At 70.0% G+C, this 19,913-nt stretch carries 17 protein-coding genes; 1 reads left to right on the top strand and 16 read right to left on the bottom strand.

Annotated features, from left to right (window positions below; translation table 11 throughout):
* Positions 1-35 precede the first annotated feature (35 nt).
* The 16 genes from nuoN to AB4Y83_RS16795 all read right to left on the bottom strand — a co-directional run bounded on the left by nuoN (position 36) and on the right by AB4Y83_RS16795 (position 18,523).
* Positions 36-1,649: an NADH-quinone oxidoreductase subunit NuoN gene (gene nuoN, locus AB4Y83_RS16870; RefSeq protein ID WP_056826370.1), complete on the bottom strand. Its 1,614-nt coding sequence runs from the start codon at positions 1,647-1,649 to the stop codon at positions 36-38.
* Entirely contained in the window at positions 1,646-3,247 is a 1,602-nt protein-coding gene (locus AB4Y83_RS16865; RefSeq protein ID WP_442297580.1) for an NADH-quinone oxidoreductase subunit M, read from the bottom strand. The genes nuoN and AB4Y83_RS16865 overlap by 4 nt, the downstream gene beginning before the upstream one ends.
* A gap of 8 nt (positions 3,248-3,255) precedes the next feature.
* A complete protein-coding gene (gene nuoL, locus AB4Y83_RS16860; RefSeq protein ID WP_442276210.1) occupies positions 3,256-5,241 on the bottom strand; it encodes an NADH-quinone oxidoreductase subunit L in 1,986 nt (661 codons plus the stop codon).
* Positions 5,242-5,256: 15 nt separating this feature from the next.
* On the bottom strand, positions 5,257-5,556 hold the full coding sequence (gene nuoK / locus AB4Y83_RS16855) for an NADH-quinone oxidoreductase subunit NuoK (RefSeq protein WP_020145008.1): 300 nt from the start codon (positions 5,554-5,556) through the stop codon (positions 5,257-5,259).
* The gene (locus AB4Y83_RS16850) at positions 5,553-6,341 is read right to left on the bottom strand and encodes an NADH-quinone oxidoreductase subunit J (RefSeq protein WP_442276209.1); all 789 of its coding nucleotides are present in this window, start codon (positions 6,339-6,341) and stop codon (positions 5,553-5,555) included. Before AB4Y83_RS16850 ends, nuoK begins: the two co-directional genes overlap by 4 nt.
* Positions 6,338-7,147, bottom strand: a complete 810-nt coding sequence (nuoI, locus tag AB4Y83_RS16845) for an NADH-quinone oxidoreductase subunit NuoI (RefSeq protein ID WP_442276208.1) — start codon at positions 7,145-7,147, stop codon at positions 6,338-6,340. The genes AB4Y83_RS16850 and nuoI overlap by 4 nt, the downstream gene beginning before the upstream one ends.
* Positions 7,140-8,561: an NADH-quinone oxidoreductase subunit NuoH gene (gene nuoH / locus AB4Y83_RS16840; protein WP_442297570.1), complete on the bottom strand. Its 1,422-nt coding sequence runs from the start codon at positions 8,559-8,561 to the stop codon at positions 7,140-7,142. The genes nuoI and nuoH overlap by 8 nt, the downstream gene beginning before the upstream one ends.
* The gene (locus AB4Y83_RS16835; RefSeq protein ID WP_442297569.1) at positions 8,558-11,023 is read right to left on the bottom strand and encodes an NADH-quinone oxidoreductase subunit G; all 2,466 of its coding nucleotides are present in this window, start codon (positions 11,021-11,023) and stop codon (positions 8,558-8,560) included. The genes nuoH and AB4Y83_RS16835 overlap by 4 nt, the downstream gene beginning before the upstream one ends.
* A complete protein-coding gene (gene nuoF / locus AB4Y83_RS16830) occupies positions 11,020-12,351 on the bottom strand; it encodes an NADH-quinone oxidoreductase subunit NuoF (RefSeq protein WP_056781526.1) in 1,332 nt (443 codons plus the stop codon). Before nuoF ends, AB4Y83_RS16835 begins: the two co-directional genes overlap by 4 nt.
* Positions 12,348-13,109, bottom strand: a complete 762-nt coding sequence (gene nuoE, locus AB4Y83_RS16825) for an NADH-quinone oxidoreductase subunit NuoE (protein ID WP_056781529.1) — start codon at positions 13,107-13,109, stop codon at positions 12,348-12,350. The genes nuoF and nuoE overlap by 4 nt, the downstream gene beginning before the upstream one ends.
* Complete coding sequence (locus AB4Y83_RS16820) at positions 13,106-14,494, bottom strand: NADH-quinone oxidoreductase subunit D (protein ID WP_442276205.1); 1,389 nt, start codon at positions 14,492-14,494, stop codon at positions 13,106-13,108. Before AB4Y83_RS16820 ends, nuoE begins: the two co-directional genes overlap by 4 nt.
* Complete coding sequence (locus AB4Y83_RS16815) at positions 14,494-15,276, bottom strand: NADH-quinone oxidoreductase subunit C (protein ID WP_442276204.1); 783 nt, start codon at positions 15,274-15,276, stop codon at positions 14,494-14,496. The genes AB4Y83_RS16820 and AB4Y83_RS16815 overlap by 1 nt, the downstream gene beginning before the upstream one ends.
* Positions 15,273-15,827, bottom strand: a complete 555-nt coding sequence (locus AB4Y83_RS16810; protein WP_056826380.1) for a NuoB/complex I 20 kDa subunit family protein — start codon at positions 15,825-15,827, stop codon at positions 15,273-15,275. The genes AB4Y83_RS16815 and AB4Y83_RS16810 overlap by 4 nt, the downstream gene beginning before the upstream one ends.
* Positions 15,828-15,905: 78 nt before the next feature.
* Complete coding sequence (locus AB4Y83_RS16805) at positions 15,906-16,265, bottom strand: NADH-quinone oxidoreductase subunit A (RefSeq protein ID WP_020145018.1); 360 nt, start codon at positions 16,263-16,265, stop codon at positions 15,906-15,908.
* 127 nt (positions 16,266-16,392) lie between these two features.
* A complete protein-coding gene (locus AB4Y83_RS16800; protein ID WP_442297568.1) occupies positions 16,393-17,712 on the bottom strand; it encodes a geranylgeranyl reductase family protein in 1,320 nt (439 codons plus the stop codon).
* A 118-nt stretch (positions 17,713-17,830) separates the two neighbouring features.
* Positions 17,831-18,523, bottom strand: coding sequence for a demethylmenaquinone methyltransferase (locus AB4Y83_RS16795; RefSeq protein ID WP_442276202.1), 693 nt, complete (start codon positions 18,521-18,523; stop codon positions 17,831-17,833).
* Between the two features lie 94 nt (positions 18,524-18,617).
* On the opposite strand from AB4Y83_RS16795, the gene AB4Y83_RS16790 reads away from it, so the two are divergent.
* On the top strand, positions 18,618-19,913 hold the full coding sequence (locus tag AB4Y83_RS16790) for an isochorismate synthase (protein WP_442276201.1): 1,296 nt from the start codon (positions 18,618-18,620) through the stop codon (positions 19,911-19,913).

Genomic DNA, 19,913 nt, shown 5'->3' with positions numbered 1-19,913 from the left:
ACCGGAAGGACGACCCTGCAGCCGTGGCTGAGCCGTCATCGGACGAACTGCGAGGCGCGGTCGGCCAGGTCGAGCAGCGCCGACGGCAGGACGCCGAGGGCGAGCGTGGCCAGGGTGCCGATGGCGATCGAGAACGTCGTCGAGACCGACGGGATGACGACCTCGACGGCGTCGTCGGGGGCGTCGCTGAAGAACATCAGGACGATGACCCGGGCGTAGACGAAGACCGTGATCGCGCTGCACAGGACACCGACGATCGCCAGGACCGTGCCGGTCGCGCCACCCGTGCCGATCGCCGCCGAGAAGACGCCGAACTTCGAGACGAAGCCCGAGGTCAGCGGGATGCCGGCGAAGGCGAGCATGAGGAAGGCGAACGCGCCGGCCACGACCGGGTAGCGCTTGCCGAGCCCGGCCCACTGCGACAGGTGTGTGGCCTCGGCGCCGTTCTGGCGCACGAGCGAGACGATGGCGAAGGCCGCGATCGTCGAGAAGCCGTAGGCGACGATGTAGAAGAGCACCGCGCCGACGCCCTTGCGGTCGAAGGCGAGGACACCGACGAGGATGAAGCCCGCGTGCGCGATCGAGGAGTAGGCGAGCAGGCGCTTCATGTCGGTCTGCGTCACCGACAGCACCGAACCGACGACCATGGTGAGCAGGGCGACGAGGACGAGCGCGTTGGTCCACTCCCAGCGGCCGGTGTCGAGGCCGACGTAGCCGAGGCGCAGGATCGCGCCGAACGCGGCGGCCTTGGTGCACGCGGCCATGAAGCCGGTGACCGGCGTCGGGGCGCCCTGGTAGACGTCGGGCGTCCACGCGTGGAACGGCACCGCGCCGACCTTGAAGAGGAGGCCGACGAAGACGAGGAACGCACCGGGCACCAGCAGGCCGTTCATCGCGAGCGGTCCGGCCGCGATCGCCTTGGACAGGTCACCGAAGTAGACCGAGCCGGCGTAGCCGTAGAGCAGGGCCGTGCCGAAGAGGAAGAAGGCCGAGCTGAAGGCACCGAGCAGGAAGTACTTCAGGGACGCCTCCTGCGAGAGGAGGCGGCGACGACGCGCCAGGCCCGAGAGGATGTAGAGCGGCAGCGAGAGCACCTCGAGGGCGACGAACATGCCGATGAGGTCGTTCGTCGTCGGGAAGAGCATCATGCCGAAGATCGCGAACATCGTCAGCGGGAAGACCTCGGACGTCAGCGCGCCCGCGCGGGCGGCCGCCGTCTCGGTGGCCGAGCCCGGCGTCGACGCACCGCTCGGGGTGAAGGCGTCGGGACCGACGCCGCCGAACCGCTCGGCCATCGTCAGGACGCCCAGGACACCCAGGAGCAGGATCGTGGCCTGCATGAAGAGGGCCGGTCCGTCGATGGCCAGGGCGAAGAGCTGGCGGTTGGTCGAGCCGTCCGTCAGACCCATCGTCAGGCCCTGGTGCTTGGCCGCGAGGATGATCGCCGCGGCGGCCGCGAGCAGGCCCGCGACGGCGAGCGTCACCTGGATGGCGTGGCGACGCTCCCGCGAGGCGAACGCCTCGACGAGGACGCCGATGAGCGCCGTGCCGAAGACGATGAGCAACGGCAGGATCGCGAGGTAGTCGACGTTCGACTGCTGGAACGCTGCGGGAAGCGTGGGCAGCGCCAGCGGAGCGACGGCGGTCACTTCGAGCTCCCTTCGGCCACGGTGCCGGCCGGGTTGAGGTTCGGAATGGCTTGCTGGACGTGCGACAAGGTCTTGTCGACGGCCGGGTTGATCACGTTCAACGCGAGGTTCGGCAGGAAGCCGAGCACGACGAAGGCGGCGATCAACGGGGCGGCGACGAGCTTCTCGCGCGTCGTCAGGTCACGCACGGCGGTGAGGCCGCGACGGCCGCGCTCGTCGAGCCGGTCGTGCTCGCGCTCGCCCACGAGGCCCTCGGGCTTCGGGCCGGTCATGACCTTCTTGTACATGAGCAGGATGTAGAGCGCGGCGAGGATGATGCCGGACGTCGCGATGACCGTGGCCACCGGCTGCGTGGAGAAGCTGCCGACGAGCACGAGGAACTCCGAGACGAAGCTCGACAGGCCCGGGAGGGCCAGCCCTGACAGGCCCGCGACCAGGAAGATGCCCGCGAGCGCAGGAGTGATGCGCTGCCACCCACCGAAGTCGGGGATGCGCTTGCTCCCCCTGCGCCGGACGAGCATCGCGGCGAAGAGGAACAGCGCCGCTGTCGAGAAGCCGTGGTTGACCATGTAGAGCGTCGATCCGCCCTGGCCCACCGTCGTGAAGGCGAAGATCCCCAGCACGATGAAGCCGAAGTGGCTCACCGAGGTGTAGGACACGAGGCGCATCATGTCGGTCTGGCCGATCGCGAGGAGCGCACCGTAGATGACGGAGAGCACCGCGAGGGCCACGACGACGGGCGTCGCCCACGTGCTCGCCTCCGGGAAGAGCTGGAGGCAGAAGCGGATCATCCCGAACGTGCCGACCTTGTCGAGCACGCCGACGAGCAGCGTCGCCGTCGCGGGCGAGGACTCGGTGGCGGCGTCGGGCAGCCACGTGTGGAACGGCACCATCGGGGCCTTCACCGCGAAGGCGAAGAAGAAGCCGACGAAGAGCAGCCGCTCGGTGGTCGGGTCGAGCGAGAGACCCGTGAGGCGCTCGATGAGGAAGCCGTCGGTGCCGCCGGGGCCTTGCAGGTAGAGGGCGATGACGGCGACGAGCATGATGAGCCCGCCGGCCAGCGAGAAGAGGAGGAACTTCATCGCGGCGTACTGCCGGCGCGGCCCGCCGAAGCGGCCGATGAGGAAGTAGACCGGGATGAGCATGGCCTCGAAGAAGACGTAGAAGAGGAACACGTCGGTGGCGGCGAACACCCCAACCATGAACGTCTCGAGCACGAGGATGAGCGCGAAGTACGTCTTGACGCGCTGGCCGCCCCGGGGGCCGGCCTCCTCGGGCACGTCGTGCCAGGCGGCGAGCAGGCAGATCGGGGTCAGCACGAGCGCCATGAGGATGAGCACGAGCGCGATGCCGTCGACGCCGAGCGAGTAGCTGACGCCGAACTGCGGGATCCACGAGTGCTGCTCACCGAGCTGGAACTGCTTGCTCGAGGCACGGTCGAACTGCGTCGCGGCGATGATGCCGACGACGAGCGTGGCGACCGAGAACCCGATCGCCATCCGCTTGGCGTTCTCGGCGCTCCCCGGCACGAAGGCGACGACGAGCGCGCCCACGAGGGGGATGAGGCCGAGGATCGTCAGCCAGGGGACGGTGGACATTGCGGTCATCAGGACATCACCCAAAGAGCACCGAGGATGGCGACGACACCAGCGAGCATCGTCAGGGCATAGGAGCGCGCGAAGCCGTTCTGCAGCTTGCGCAGGCGGGAGCTCGTCCCGCCGACGAGGGCGGCGAGGCCACCGGCCGCACCGTCCACGCCCTTGCTGTCGGCGAAGACGAGCGAGCGCGTGAGGTGGATGCCGGGCCGCATGAGGAGGGCCTCGTTGACCTGGTCCTGGTAGAGGTCCTTGCGGGCCGCCTGCGTGAGCAGCGAGCCCGCCGGGGCCGTGACCGGCACCTCGTCACGCCAGTAGCGCAGCCACGCCAAGGCGCCACCGGCGGCGACGAGGACGAGCGTCAGGGCCATGAGGACCGGCACCGGGATGACCGGGTGGGCGCCCTCGGGCTCGGCGCCGGTGACCGGCTCGAGCCAGGAGGTGAAGAGTCCCGTCGGGCCGAGGATCAGACCGAGGAAGGCCGAGCCCACCGCGAGGACGATCATCGGGACCGTCATGAGCTTGCCCGACTCGTGCGGGTGCACGTCGTCGGTCCAGCGCTTCTTGCCGTGGAAGGTCATGAAGAACAGGCGCGACATGTAGAAGGCCGTGATGCCGGCACCGAGGAGGGCGGCCAGACCGAAGACCCACGGGCGCCAGCCCTCACCGATGAAGGCGGCCTCGATGATCTTGTCCTTGGACCAGAAGCCCGAGAACGGGGGCACGCCGAGGATGGCGAGCCAGCCGACGGCGAACGTCGCCCACGTGATCTTCATGGCGCCGGACAGGCCGCCGAAGCGGCGCATGTCGACCTGGTCGTTCATGCCGTGCATGACCGACCCGGCCCCGAGGAACATCCCGGCCTTGAAGAACCCGTGCATGAGCAGGTGGAAGATCGCGAACGCGTAGCCGACCGGGCCGAGGCCTGCGGCGAGCATCATGTAGCCGATCTGGCTCATCGTCGAGGCCGCGAGGGCCTTCTTGATGTCGTCCTTGGCGCAACCGACGATCGCACCGAAGAGCAGCGTGATCGCGCCGACGATGACGACGACGAGCTGGGCCGTGGGCGCCGCCTCGAAGATCGGCGCCGAGCGCACGACGAGGTAGACGCCGGCGGTGACCATGGTCGCGGCGTGGATGAGCGCCGAGACCGGCGTCGGGCCGGCCATGGCGTCACCGAGCCAGCTCTGGAGCGGGAACTGCGCCGACTTGCCGCAGGCGCCGAGCAGGAGCATCAGGCCGATGGCCGTCATGAAACCCTGGTTGGCGTTGCTGCCGGCCGCGCCGAGCACCGTCGCGAAGTCGACCGCACCGAAGTGGAAGAACATCACGATGATGGCGATGGACAGACCGAAGTCACCGACGCGGTTGGCGACGAACGCCTTGTTGGCCGCGGTCGCGTAGGCCGGGTTGTAGTTCCAGAAGCCGATGAGCAGGTAGCTCGCGAGGCCGACGCCCTCCCAGCCGACGTAGAGCAGCAGGTAGGAGTTGGCGAGGACGAGCAGCAGCATCGCCGCGACGAACAGGTTGAGGTAGGCGAAGAAGCGCCGCTTGTCGGCGTCGTGCTCCATGTACCCGATCGAGTAGACGTGGATGAGCGAGCCGACGAAGGTGATGAGCAGGACGAAGACCATGGACAGCTGGTCGACGAGCAGCCCCGCGCTCACCTTGAACGAGCCTGCGGCGATCCAGTCGAAGAGGTCGATGCCGACGGCGCGGTCCTCGGCACCACGGCCGAGCATCGCGAGGAAGACGAGTGCGCCGACGACGAACGCACCCCAGGAGAGGGCGGTCGCGAGCACGGGCCCGAACCTGTCGGTGCGGCGACCGCCGAGGAGGAGCACGGCGGCACCGAGCAGCGGCAGCGCGACGAGCAGCCACGCGTATGCCGTCACCCCGGTGGCGGCGTGCGCCTCACCTTCGTGCGTGGCGAGGCCCGCGGCATACGTGCTCAGCGTGCTCGACGAGCTCGCGAGCGTCTGGACGAGAGTTCCCATTCTGGCCGGCGCTCCTTACAGCTTCAGCAGGTTGGCGTCGTCGACCGAGGCCGAGCGGCGGGCGCGGAAGATCGCCATGATGATGGCGAGTCCCACGACGACCTCCGCGGCTGCGACGACCATGACGAACAGGGCCATGACCTGCCCGTCGAGGGCGCCGTGCATCCGGGAGAAGGTGACGAGGGCGAGGTTCGTCGCGTTGAGCATGAGCTCGACGCCCATGAAGACGATGATCGCGTTGCGTCGGACCAGCACTGCAGCCGCGCCGATGGCGAAGAGCAGCACCGAGAGGTAGACGTAGTGCATCGGGCTCACTTGGACCGACCCTCCTCGATCTCGCGCTCCATGTGGCGCTCGACGTCCTTGAAACCGTCGGTCGTCGCGACCTGGTCACGGGCCACGAGGACGCGCGAGACGGACAGGTCGCTCGGCGTGCCGTCGGGCAGCAGCGCCGGGGTGTCGACCGCGTTGTGGCGGGCGTAGACACCCGGCGCGGGCAGGCCCGCGACGTTCTTGTTGTCGCGGACGCGCTTGGCGGCCCACTCGGCCTGCGTGATGCGCGGCGTCAGGCGCTCGCGGTGCGCGAGCACCATGGCGCCGAGGGCGGCCGTGATGAGCAGGGCCGAGGTGACCTCGAAGATCCAGACGTACTGGCCGAAGATCAGTTCGGCGAGGCCCGTCACGTTGCCGGTCTCGGCGTTGGACGCGACGAGCTTGTCCATCCCGGCCTGCACCGTCTGCTCGTCCATGACGACGCGGCCCAGCGAGAAGACGAGGATGCCGGCGAGACCGATGACGAGCAGCAGCGAGGCCCAGCGCTGACCCTTGATCGTCTCGACGATCGAGTCGGACGAGTCGACGCCGACGAGCATGAGGACGAAGAGGAAGAGCATCATCACGGCGCCGGTGTAGACGAAGATCTGCACGATCCCGAGGAAGTCGGCCTTCTGCATGATGTAGAAGACGCCGAGGATGCACATGACCAGGGCCATGCCGAGGGCGGCGTGGACGGCCTTCTTGGCGAAGAGCAGGCCCAGCGCGGCGAGGACCGCGATCGGGGCGAGCAGCCAGAAGCCGACGGCTTCGGCGGTGGAGGTCACGGGTTGGCCCCTTCCCTGGTCTCTGCTGCGGTCGGGTGGCTGGAGTGCACGATGTCGTGGGCCCCAGGCACCGCGGCCCCGACGTTGCCGGGCCCACCCGCATACGCGTCGTCCTCGTCGTCGGCCGCGTCGCGGGCGTCGACGTAGGCGCGCTGCGCGGCGGTCGGCTCGCTCACCTTGCCCTGGTAGTAGTCGCGCTCCTCGAGCCCGTCGGACATCGGGAACGGCGTCTGGAGCATGCCGCTCTGGAGCGGGGCGAGCAGCTGGTCCTTGGTGAAGATCAGCTTGCCGCGGTCGTTGTCGGCGAGCTCGTAGAAGTTCGTCATCGTCAGGGCGCGCGTCGGGCACGCCTCGATGCACAGGCCGCAGAAGATGCAGCGCAGGTAGTTGATCTGGTAGACGCGGCCGTAGCGCTCGCCCGGGCTGAAGCGGCCCTTGCCACCCTGGTCGAGCGGGGTGTCGTCGTTGTCGGCACCCTCGACGAGGATCGCGTCGGCCGGGCAGGCCCACGCGCACAGCTCGCAGCCGATGCACTTCTCGAGGCCGTCCGGGTAGCGGTTGAGCTGGTGGCGACCGTGGAAGCGCGGCGCCGTGGGGCGCGGCTTCTCGGGGTACTCCTCGGTCGCGACCTTGCGGAACATCGTGGAGAACGACACCCCGAAACCGGCCACCGGCGCGAAGAGCTCGGACAGGAAGCCCTTGCTGCGGTCGTCCTGGCCGGGTCGCTGGTCACGGGGCGCGCCGACCTCCGAGCCCCTGCCGGGGCTCTGGGGTGACACGTCCTTGCCGACGGTGTCGTCAGCCATGGTCCTCCTCCTTGACGGCGGTCGGGGTGCTCGAGGTGCCGGCGGTCGTCAGCACGGGCTCGCGGGACGCCGCCAGCTGGTGGCCCGACCGGGTCGGCTCGTTGAGGCGCTGACCCGGCAGCGGCGGGACGGGGTAGCCGTCCTCGAAGGGGTCGATCTCCTCCGGCGGGGTCACGTCCTCGGCGGCGGYACGGGCGGCGCGCTTGTCGTCCCAGATCCACGCCGCGGCGAGGGCGATGACGGCGACGATGCTGACGATGACGACGGTCGCGACGGACAGCTCGCGCCCGGCGAAGGTCAGCTTGCTGTCACCGAGGAAGCCGAGCTGCGCGCCGCGGATGAAGGCGACGGCCACGACCCAGGCCAGGGTGATCGGGATGAGGAACTTCCAGCCGAAGCGCATGAACTGGTCGTAGCGGACACGCGGCAGCGAGCCACGCAGCCAGACGAACATGAACATGAACAGCCACAGCTTGGCGGTGAACCACAGCAGGCCCCACCAGCCGCCGCCGAACATGTTGTCGTTGATCGCGGAGATGAACGGCGGGGCCTGCCAGCCACCGAGGAAGAGCGTGGTGGCCAGGGCCGAGACGGTGAACATGTTGACGTACTCGCCGAGGAAGAACATCGCGAAGCGCATCGAGGAGTACTCGGTGTGGAAGCCACCGGTCAGCTCGCCCTCGCCCTCGGCGAGGTCGAAGGGCAGGCGATTGGTCTCGCCGACCATGGTGATGACGTAGACGGCGAAGCTGAAGAACGCCGGAAGGATGTACCAGAGCGAGCTCTGCGCCGAGACGATCGCAGAGGTCGACATGGAACCGCTGTAGAGGAAGATCGCGACGAGCGAGAGTCCCATGGCGATCTCGTAGCTGATGACCTGGGCGGTCGAGCGCAGGCCACCGAGCAGCGGGTAGGTCGAGCCGGAGCTCCACCCGGCGAGGATGATGCCGTAGACGCCGACCGAGGCGACGGCGAGCACGAGCAGCACGGCGACGGGGACGTCGGTGACCTGCAGCGGCGTCTCGTGGCCGAACATCGAGACGGTGCCGCCGACCGGGATGATCGCGAACGACACGAAGGCCATCGTCGCGGCGAGCAGCGGCGCGAGGGTGTAGATGAGCTTCTCGGCGTTGGCCGGCGTGATGTCTTCCTTGAGCATCGACTTCATGCCGTCGGCGAGCGTCTGGAGCAGACCGAAGGGACCGTTGCGGTTCGGGCCCGGGCGCTGCTGCATGCGGCCGATGACGCGGCGCTCGAACCAGATGACGAGCAGCGTCGAGACGAGCAGGTAGACGAAGATGCCGACGGCCTTGATCAGGGCCACCCACCACGGGGTGTCGCTGAAGTCGGCCGTGGGGTTCTCGGACACGGGCAGCGTGGCTGCCACCCCGTATGCGGTCAGGCCGAGGCTCATGCCGCACCACCCTTCGTGACGTGGACGCGGCCACCGGCGTCGGTACCGAGGCCCGAGCGGATCGAGCAGTCCTCGTGGGTCGAGTCGCTGGTGGAACGCGAGTTGGTCGGGAGCCAGACGACGCCGTCGACCATCCCCCCGGTGACGACGGCGGGCAGCGTGACGCTGCCGGCCGGGCCGGAGACCGTGACGTGGTCGCCCTCGACGAGCCCGAGCCCGGCGGCCGAGGCCTCGGACAGACGGGCCACGGCGAGCGGTGCGGTGCCGGCGAGGAACGGCTCGCCGTCCTGCATGCGGCCGGCGTCGAGGAGCGTGGCCCAGCTCGACAGGACGAAGTCGCCGCTGCCGTCGGGGGCGGTCGCGACGCGCTGGCCGTCGGGGGCGCTCGTGGCACGGGCGCCACCCCACGGGCCGAGCGCCTCGAACTGGGCGTGGATCTCGCGCTGGGTGCGGGTCTCGAGGAAGACGCCCATCTCGCTCGCGAGCATGTCGAGGGCGCGGTGGTCGCTGACCGCGTTGGTCTCGAGGGCCTCCTCGAAGGCGCGGACGCGGCCTTCCCAGTTGACGTAGGTGCCGGTCTTCTCGGACTGCGAGGCGACGGGCAGCACGACGTCGGCGACGGCCGTGACCGGCGACTCGCGCAGCTCGAGCGAGACGACGAAGGCCTTCTCGAGCGCCGCGGTGGCGGCCGGGTCACCGAGGTCGGACGGGTCGACACCACCGACGACGAGGGCCGCGATGTCGCCGGCCGCAGCGGCCGCGAGGATGCCGGCCGTGTCGCGGGCCGGGGTGGCCGGGACCTGGTCGACGTCCCACACGCGGGCGACCTCGGCGCGCGCCGAGGCGTCGGAGACCGGGCGTCCGCCGGGCAGGAGCGCACCGAGCGCACCGGCCTCGAGGGCACCGCGCTCCCCCGCCCGACGCGGCACCCACGCGAGGCGGGCACCGGTGGCGGCGGCGAGGTCGGCCGCGGCGCGCAGGGCACCGGGCGAGGTGGCGAGGCGCTCACCGACGAGCACGACGCCGCCGGCACCGAGGGCCTCGCGAGCCTTCGCGCCGAGCTCGGTCGAGCCGAGGTCGGTCAGGGCCGAGGCCTCGTGGCCGGGGACGGTCGGCAGCAGCGTGCCGCCCACCTTGGTCAGGCCGCGCGTCGGGTGGGACGCGACGGCATACACCTGCGTCTGGTGCTTGCGGAACGCCTTGCGCAGGCGAAGGAACACGATGGGGCTCTCGTCCTCGGGCTCGAAGCCCACGAGCAGGACGGCCTTGGCCGCCTCGAGGTCGGCATACGTGACGGCGCCGCCATCGGGTCCCGTGGCGGCGACGTGCTCGGCGAGGAAGGCGACCTCCTCGGCCGAGTGCGGTCGCGCCCGGAAGTCGACGTCGTTGGTGCCGAGCACGACGCGCGCGAACTTGCCGTACGCGTAGGCGTCCTCGGCGGACACGCGTCCACCGACGAGCACGCCGGCCGTGGTGCCGGCGAGACCGGCCGCGGCTGCGGCGAGGGCCTCGGGCCAGCCGACCACCTGCAGTTCGCCGTCGGCGTCACGGACCATGGGCAGCTCGACGCGGTCGGGCAGCGTGGCGTACGTGAACGCCCAGCGGCCCTTGTCGCAGTTCCACTCCTCGTTGACGGCCTGGTCCTCGGCCGCCATCCGGCGCAGCACGACGCCGCGGCGGTGGTCGGTGCGGGTCGCGCAGCCGCTCGCGCAGTGCTCGCAGACCGACGGCGTCGACACGAGGTCGAACGGGCGGCTGCGGAAGCGGTAGGCCGCACCGGTCAGCGCGCCGACCGGGCAGATCTGGACGGTGTTGCCCGAGAAGTAGCTCTCGAACGGCTTCTCCTCGTAGATGCCGATCTGCTGGAGCGCACCACGCTCGACGAGCGCGATGAACGGGTCACCGGCGACCTGGTCGGAGAAGCGGGTGCAGCGGGCGCAGAGCACGCAGCGCTCGCGGTCGAGCAGGACCTGCGAGGAGATGTTGACCGGCTTGGGGTAGGTGCGCTTGACGTCGTCGAAGCGCGACACCGGGCGGCCGGCGCTCATCGCCTGGTTCTGCAGGGGGCACTCGCCGCCCTTGTCGCAGACCGGGCAGTCGAGCGGGTGGTTGATGAGGAGCAGCTCCATGACGCCCTGCTGCGCCTTGTCGGCGACCTTGGACGTGGCCTGCGTGTTGACGACCATGCCCTCGGACACCGTCATCGTGCACGAGGCCTGCGGCTTCGGCATGGGGCGGACGTTGCCCTCGCGGTCGGGCATCGCGACGTCGACGAGGCACTGGCGGCACGCCCCGACGGGGTCGAGCAGCGGGTGGTCGCAGAAGCGCGGGATCTCGACGCCGATCGTCTCGGCGGCGCGGATGACGAGCGTGCCCTTGGGGACGCTGACGGGCACGCCGTCGATCATCAGGCTGACGTGGTCGGGCGCCGTGGGCGCCTTCGTCTCCGTCGTGGCGGTCATGCGGACACCATCCCGCTGGACTCCTTGGTCTGGACGTCGAAGAGGACCGACTTCTCGGGCGGGAAGAGCTCGTGGGCCGGCGTGTGCATGCCGGCCTCGAACTCCTCGCGGAAGTACTGCACGGCCGAGGTGATCGGGCTCGTGGCCGCGTCCCCGAGGGCGCAGAAGCTGCGGCCGAGGATGTTGTCGCAGATGTCGACGAGCTTGTCGATGTCGTCCTGCGTGCCCTGGCCGTTCTCGATGCGGTTCATGATCTGGCGCAGCCACCACGTGCCCTCGCGGCACGGCGTGCACTTGCCGCAGGACTCGTGGGCGTAGAAGTCGGTCCAGCGCGCGACGGCGCGCACGACCGACACGGTCTCGTCGAAGACCTGCAGGGCACGCGTGCCGAGCATCGAGCCGGCCGCGGCGACCGAGTCGAAGTCGAGGGGCACGTCGAGGTGCTGGTCGGTGAAGATCGGCGTCGAGCTGCCACCCGGCGTCCAGAACTTCAGCTTCTTGCCGCCACGCATGCCGCCGGCGAGGTCGATGAGCTCGCGCATCGTGATGCCGAGCGGGGCCTCGAACTGGCCCGGGTTGGCGACGTGGCCCGAGAGGCTGAAGATGCCGAAGCCCGTGGACTTCTCGGTGCCCATGCCCTTGAACCAGTCGGAGCCCTCGAGGATGATCCCGGGCACCGAGGCGATGGACTCGACGTTGTTGACCGACGTCGGGCGGGCGTAGAGACCGGCGGCACCGGGGAACGGCGGCTTGAGGCGCGGCTGGCCACGGCGGCCCTCGAGCGAGTCGAGCAGCGCCGTCTCCTCGCCGCAGATGTAGGCGCCGGCGCCGGCGTGCACGGTGATGTCGACCTTGACGCCCTTGCCACCGACGTTGTCGCCGAGGTAGCCCGCGGCACGGGCCTCCTCGACGGCGCGCAGCAGGCGGCGGTAGACGTGGACGACCTCACCGCGGAGGTAGATGAACGCGTGCTCGCAGCCGATGGCGTACGAGGAGATGGCCACCCCCTCGATGAGCGCGTGCGGGTTGGCCATCATGAGCGGCACGTCCTTGCACGTGCCCGGCTCCGACTCGTCGGCGTTGACGACGAGGTAGCGCGGGCCGCCGTCGGGCGGCGCCATGAACGACCACTTCATGCCGGTCGGGAAGCCGGCACCACCACGACCACGGATGCTGGAGTCCTTGACGGCGTCGATGATCGCCTGCGGCTCCATGTCGAGCGCCTTGGTCAGGGCCTTGTAGCCGTCGTGGCGCTCGTAGGTCGCGAGGGTCCAGGACTGCGGGTCGTCCCAGAACTTCGTGAGGATCGGGGTCAGGGTGTCGGTCACTGCGATCCGTCCTTCCCGTCGGGCTGCGACGAGTGCGAGCCGTTGCTGCTGTTGGCACCAGGGGCGACCCAGCCGCGGTCGTTGGCGATCTTGAGACCGAGCAGGGACGCCGGACCGGCGCCCACGCCCTCGTCGGCGCGGCCGTCCTCGAAGCCCGCGAGGACCCGCGAGACCTCCTTGAACGTGCAGACCTTGGCGGCGCCGCGCGTCGGGGCGACGTCCTTGCCGGCGCGAAGGTCCTCGACGAGCCCGATCGTGCTCTCCGGCGTCTGGTTGTCGAAGAACTCCCAGTTGGCCATGACGACCGGCGCGTAGTCGCACGCGGCGTTGCACTCGACGCGCTCGAGGGTGATCCTGCCGTCGTCGGTCGTCTCGTCGTGGCCGATGCCGAGGTGCTCGGAGAGCCGGTCGAAGATGAGGTCGCCGCCCATGACCGCGCACAGCGTGTTGGTGCAGACGCCGACGGTGTAGTCACCGTTGGGGTGGCGCTTGTACTGCGTGTAGAAGGTGGCGACACCGCTCACCTCGGCCTCGGTGAGGTCGAGCACCTCCGCGCAGAAGCTCACGCCGCGGCCCGCGACGTAGCCGTCGACCGACTGCACGAGGTGCAGCAGCGGCAGCAGCGCCGAGCGCTTCTGCGGGTAGCGCGAGATGACCTCGGCGGCGTCGACGTGCAGCTTCTCGAGGACGTCGGCGGCATACGGCGCCTTGGACTCGGGGCTGACGTGCAGGTGGCCTGAAGCGTCGTGACCGCTCAACGGTCCACACCTCCCATGACGGGGTCGATCGAGGCCACGGCGACGATGACGTCGGCGATCTGGCTGCCTTCGCACATCGCGGCCACGGCCTGCAGGTTGTTGAAGCTCGGGTCGCGGAAGTGCGCGCGGTAGGGGCGGGTGCCCCCGTCGGAGACGACGTGGCAGCCGAGCTCGCCCTTCGGCGACTCGATGCCGACGTAGGCCTGTCCCGCCGGCACCCGGAAGCCCTCGGTGACGAGCTTGAAGTGGTGGATCAGGGACTCCATCGAGGTGCCCATGATCTCGCGGATGTGGTCGAGGCTGTTGCCGAGACCGTCGCTGCCGAGCGCGAGCTGCGCGGGCCACGCGATCTTCTTGTCGGCCACCATGACCGGGCCCTCGTTCGCCTGGAGGCGGTCGGTCGCCTGCTCGATGATCTTCAGCGACTCGTACATCTCGTCGATGCGGATCCGGAGACGGCCGTAGGCGTCCTGGCTCGTGCGGGTCTTGATCTCGAAGTCGTAGGTCTCGTAGCCGCAGTAGGGGTCGAGCTTGCGCAGGTCGTGCGGCAGGCCGGTCGAGCGGAGCACCGGGCCGGTGATGCCGAGCGCCATGCAGCCGGCGAGGTTGAGCACGCCGACGTCGACGGTGCGGCCCTTGAGGATGGGGTTCTCGTTGAGCAGCGCCTCGAGCTCGCCGAGACCACGGCGCACCTCGGGGACCATCTCGCGGAGCGCGTCGATGGCGCCGGGCGGCAGGTCCTGCGCCACACCGCCGGGGCGGATGTAGGCGTTGTTCATGCGCAGGCCCGTGATCATCTCGATGACGCGGAGCAGTCGCTCGCGCTCGCGGAAGGCGACGGTCATGACCGTCGTCGCGCCCATCTCCATGCCACCGGTGCCGAGGCAGATGAGGTGGCTGCTGATGCGCGTCATCTCCATCATGAGCACGCGGATGACGTTGGCCCGCTCGGGGATCTGGTCCGTGATGCCGAGGAGCTTCTCGATGGCGAGGCAGTAGGCCGCCTCCTGGAACATGGGCGTGAGGTAGTCCATGCGCGTGCAGAACGTGACGCCCTGCACCCAGGTGCGGTACTCCATGTTCTTCTCGATGCCGGTGTGGAGGTAGCCGATGCCCGCGCGGGCCTCGGTCACCGTCTCGCCGTCGATCTCGAGGATGAGGCGGAGCACGCCGTGCGTCGACGGGTGCTGCGGCCCCATGTTGACGACGATGCGCTCCTCGCCGAGCGAGGTGGCCTCGTCGACGAGGTCGTTCCAGTCGCCGCCGGCGGCGTTGAAGACGTGGGCGCCCTCGCTGGCCTGCTCGTCGGCCACGGACGTGGCGTAGACGTCGTTGGCGCCGGGCTCCGGCACCTCGGTCTGGGTGAACTCGGTGTGCGTGCTCATCAGTTGTACGACCTCCGCTGGTCCGGCGGCGGGACGGTGGCGCCCTTGTACTCGACGGGGATGCCGCCGAGGGGGTAGTCCTTCCGCTGCGGGTGGCCCGGCCAGTCGTCGGGCATGAGGATTCGGGTGAGGGCCGGGTGGCCGTCGAACTCGATGCCGAACATGTCCCACGTCTCGCGCTCGTGCCAGTCGTTGGCCGGGTAGACGGAGACGATCGACGGGATGTGGCGGTCGTCGTCGGGGCACGAGACCTCGACGCGGACCCGCCGGCCGCCGTGGGTGATCGACAGGAAGTGGTAGACCGCGTGCAGCTCCTCGCCGGTGCGGTTCGGGTAGTGCACGCCCGAGACGCCGGTGACGATCTCGAAGCGCAGCGACGCGTCGTCGCGCAGGACGCGGGCGACGGCCAGCAGGTGCTCGCGGCGGACGTGGATCGTCATCTCGCCCCGGTCCACGACGACGCGGTCGACGGCCTCGCCGTAGGAGGCCGTGCCGCCGACGAGGCCGCGCTCGAGGTTGTCGGCGATCTCGTCGAAGTAGCCGCCGTAGGGGCGCTCCGAGGCGCCGGCGACGAGGATCGGGCGGACGAGGCCGGAGTAGCCGGTCGTGTCGGCGCCCTGGGTCGCCCCGAACATGCCGTGGCGGACGCCGACGACCTCGGGCTCGGCGGGCGTGCGCTGCTGCGCGAGCTCGATCTCGTGGGGTGTCAGGCCGGAGGCCTGGTCCTTCGTCGTGTCGGCGTTCACGGCGTTCGTGTCGTCCTTCTTCTCGCCGTCGCTCATGCGAGCAGACCCTTCATCTGGTGCGTCGGCGTCGCCGAGAGGGCCGCGACCTCGGCGGCCTTGGCCGCCTCCTCGCGGTTGACGCCGAGCGGCGAGGTCTCGATCTGGTGGTGCAGCTCGATGATCGCGTTGAGCAGCATCTGCGGGCGCGGCGGGCAGCCGGGCAGGTAGATGTCGACCGGGATGATGTGGTCGACGCCCTGGACGATCGCGTAGTTGTTGAACATGCCGCCCGAGCTGGCGCACACACCCATCGAGATGACCCACTTGGGGTTGGGCATCTGGTCGTAGACCTGGCGCACGACGGGAGCCATCTTCTGGCTGACGCGACCGGCGACGATCATGAGGTCGGCCTGGCGCGGGGTCGCCGAGAAGCGCTCCATGCCGAACCGGGCGATGTCGTAGTCGGGCGTGCCCACGGCCATCATCTCGATGGCGCAGCACGCGAGGCCGAACGTGGCCGGCCAGATCGAGGCCTTGCGCATGTAGCCGGCGAGACCCTCGACGGTCGAGAGCAGGAACCCGGCTGGGAGCTTCTCTTCGAGACCCATTGCTTACTCCTTAACCTTTCCTGACGAACCCGGTGGACGCGTTCCCGCTGGTGCGGGTGCTCACGTGTGCAACGGGCGTCAGTCCCACTCGAGGCCGCCGCGACGCCAGACGTAGGCGTACGCGACGAACACCGTGAGGATGAACAGGACCATCTCGACCAGCGCGAAGAGGCCGAGCTTGTTGAAGGCCACCGCGAACGGGTAGAGGAAGACGGACTCGATGTCGAAGATGATGAAGAGCATCGCCGTCAGGTAGTACTTGATCGGCACGCGGCCACCGCCGGCCGCCTGGGGCGTCGGCTGGATGCCGCACTCGTACGCCTCGAGCTTGGCGCGGTTGTAGCGCTTGGGCCCGACGACGAGCGAGGTGAAGACCGACAGCGCGGCGAACGCGAAGCCGAGCCCCAGCATGAACAGGATCGGGACGTAGGAGTTCATCCGAGGTCACGTGCCTTTCGGTCGTGCTTGACGTGCGAAGCAGGGGCGCAGGTGCGCGGCGCACCCATCCTAGGGGCGTCGGCATCGATTGTGCTCGGCGTCACAATGGCGCCGACGGGCGGGTGGCTCATGCGCTCGGAGMCAGCCGCGAGAGGGTGGTGATGAGGCGGTCGCTCGCGCCCTTGCTCGTGGGGTCGGCGAGGTTGGCCATGATCTTGAGCAGGAGCGGCATGAGCTTCCTCCGGGGCAGGCCGTACTTCGTCGCGAGCCGCATGACCTCGGGGTTGCCGATGGCGTGGGCGAACCAGCGACCGAGCGTGAAGTAGCCGCCCAGCTCGTCCTTCATGACCTTGGGGTATGCCGCGAGCACCCGTTCGCGCGCAGCGTCGCTCGGGCGCGCCATGGCCTGGGCGACGAGCTCGGCACCGAGGCGCGCGGCCTCGAGGGCGTAGTCGATGCCCTCGCCGTTGAAGGGGTTGACCATGCCACCGGAGTCGCCGACGAGGAGCAGGCCGTCGGCGTAGAGCGGGGTGCGGTTGAAGCCCATCGGCAGCGCGGCGCCGCGGATCGGACCGGCCGACTCGTCGTGCTCGAGCTGCCACTCGGGATTGATGTCCTCGACCCAGCGACGCATGACGTCCTTGTAGTCGGTCTTCTGGAAGGCCGAGGTGGTGTCGAGCGTGCCGAGGCCGACGTTGGTACGGCCGTCCTCGAGCGGGAAGAGCCAGCCGTAGCCGGGCATGAGGATGCGGTTGCCGTCGTCGTCGCGGCTCCACAGCTCGAGGTGGCTCTCGAGGTAGTCGTCGCGTTTCGGCGTCGTGTAGTAGGCGCGGACGGCCACGCCCATGACGCGGTCCTCGCGCTTGGGTCGGCCGACGGCGGTGGCGAGGCGGCTCGAGACGCCGTCGCTCGCGACGACGACGGGCGCGCGGTAGGAGACGGTCTCGCCCGTCGCGCGGCCGGCGTCGTCGAGGCGCTTGGCCGTGACGCCTGTGACGCGACCCGAGGAGTCGCGGAGCGGGGTGGAGACGCTCGTGCGCTCGTGGAGGCGCGCGCCCCGGGCCTCGGCGTGGCGGGCCAGGGTCTCGTCGAGCTGGGCGCGGGTGCGGACCATGCCGTAGCCCGGGAAGGCGTCGGACTCGGGCCAATCGAGCTGCAGCGTGTGGCCGCCACCCTTGATGCGCAGGCCCTTGGTGCGCTGCCAGCCMGTCGTGTCGACGCCGAGGGAGATGAGCTCCTTGGTCGCGCGAGGGGTCAGGCCGTCGCCGCAGATCTTGTCGCGGGGGAAGGCGGACTTCTCGAGGAGGACGACGTCGAGACCGTGGTCGGCGAGGTAGGCCGCCGTCGCGCTGCCGCCCGGACCGGCACCGACGACGATGACGTCGGCCCGCTCGACGGGTGCAGCACCAGACCCCGAGGGGCTGGGCGCGACGCTCGAACTGGTCATGTCTCCCTGCACGCTTCCGAACCGCTTGTGAAGATCTTCACGAACTAACTTCGGGAGTCTATTCCCGCGATTTCGCGCTTGTCAGATAAGGCATGCCTAACTCTCGACACGCGGGCGGTCAGCGCTTGGTGCCGTGGTGCAGCGCGACGATGCCGCCGGTGAGGTTGGTCCAGCCCACCTGCTGCCAGCCGGCCGCCTCGACGATGCTTGCGAGCTCGCCCTGCGGCGGCCAGGCGCGGATCGACTCGGCGAGGTAGACGTAGGAGTCGGGGTTGCTCGACGTGCGGCGGGCGACCGGCGGGAGCGCGCGCATGAGGTAGTTCGAGTAGACGGTGCGGAAGACCTTGTTGACCGGCTGGCTGAACTCGCAGACGAGGAGTCGGCCGCCCGGCTTGGTGACGCGGAGGAACTCGCGCAGCGCGGTCTCGGCATCGGCGACGTTGCGCAGCCCGAAGCTCATCGTCACGACGTCGAAGCTCTCGTCGGCGAACGGCAGCCTCATCGCGTCGGCGGCCGTGAAGGCCATGTCCGGGCGACGCCGGCGACCGACCCGCAGCATGCCGAGCGAGAAGTCGGCCGGGACGACCTCGATCTCCTCGTTGGCCCACGGCTCGCTCGACGTGCCCGTGCCCGCCGCGATGTCGAGGATGCGCTCCCCCGGCTTGGCGTCGACGGCCTTGACGACGGCCCGGCGCCACAGCCGGTCCTGCCCGAGCGAGAGCACGTCGTTGGTCACGTCGTACTTCTCGGCGACGGTGTCGAACATCGACGCGACGTCGACCGGCTTCTTGTCCAGCTGCGCACGGGTCATGCGCTCATCCTCGCACCCACGACGGGTGTGGGTCGGGTCGCACCGGCGACCACGCGAGCAGGGTGGCTCACGATCGGCCGTAGAGTTGCCACCGATGTCCACGCTTCCCGCCCCCGAAGCGCCGTCCCCCGCCGCGGGACCGACGGTCGTCGTCCGCACGGTGCCCCTCGAGGCCGCGGACCCCTTGCTGGCCTACCTCCCCGCCGACGTCCCGCACGACGAGCTGCTCTCGTGGGTGCGCCGAGGCGAGGGCCTCGTCGGCTGGGGGTCGGCACTGTCGTTCGAGGCCCACGGCGACAGCCGTTTCCGCGAGGCCGAGGCCTGGTGGCGCGAGGTCAGCCGGCACGCCGTCGTGCGCGACGAGGTGGGCCGCCCTGGCACGGGTCTCGTGTGCTTCGGCTCCTTCCCCTTCGCCTCCGACTCCGCCGAGGCGGCCCGGCTCGTCGTCCCCTCGACGATCGTCGGCCGTCGGGACGGGCAGACCTGGCTCACCACGGTCTCTCTCGAACCGCAGCTCACGCTGCTCGAGAAGCCCTCTGTCGCAAGCGATCCCGAGCCTCCTCGTGACGTCGCCTTCGCCGACGGCCAGGTGTCCCCCGCCGACTACGCCCATGCGGTCGCCGACGCCGTCCAGCGCATCGGGGCGGGTGAGGTCGACAAGGTCGTCCTCGCCCGCGACCTCGTCGCGACGGCCTCCGGCCCCATCGACCCGCGCTGGCTGCTGCGTCGCCTCGCCGAGCGCTACGAGAACACGTGGGTCTTCTCGGTGGCCGGTCTCGTCGGAGCCACCCCCGAGCTGCTCGTGCGCCGCGACCAGGGACTCATCACCTCGCGCGTGCTGGCCGGCACGATCCGCCGCACCGGCGACGACGCCAAGGACCTCGCCCTCGCGGCCTCGCTCGCCCGCTCGTCGAAGGACCTCGAGGAGCACGAGTACGCCGTGCGCTCCGTCGCCGAGGCCCTCGCCCCGCACTGCTCGTCGATGAACGTGCCCGAGGCACCGTTCGTGCTGCACCTGCCCAACGTCATGCACCTCGCGACCGACGTCGCCGCCGTGAGCGCCGACGAGGCCTCGGCCCTGACGCTCGCCGCGTCGCTGCACCCCTCCGCCGCCGTCGGCGGGACCCCCACGGCCCGCGCGGTCGAGCTGATCGGCGAGCTCGAGCACATGGACCGGGGGCGCTACGCCGGCCCGGTGGGCTGGATGGACGCGAGTGGCGACGGCGCGTGGGGCATCGCCCTGCGCAGCGGCGCCATCGATCCCGGCAACCCGTCGCAGATCACGCTGTATGCCGGGTGCGGCATCGTCGCGGGATCCGACCCCGAGTCCGAGGTGGCCGAGTCCAACGCCAAGCTCATCCCGATGCGCGACGCGCTCGCGAGCGACTGA

Origin of the sequence: Terrabacter sp. RAF57 (genome assembly GCF_052113925.1) — a bacterium.
Classification (GTDB): domain Bacteria; phylum Actinomycetota; class Actinomycetes; order Actinomycetales; family Dermatophilaceae; genus Terrabacter.
The sequence above is the reverse complement of the archived record's forward strand: the minus strand, read 5'-3'. Positions and strand labels throughout refer to the sequence as shown.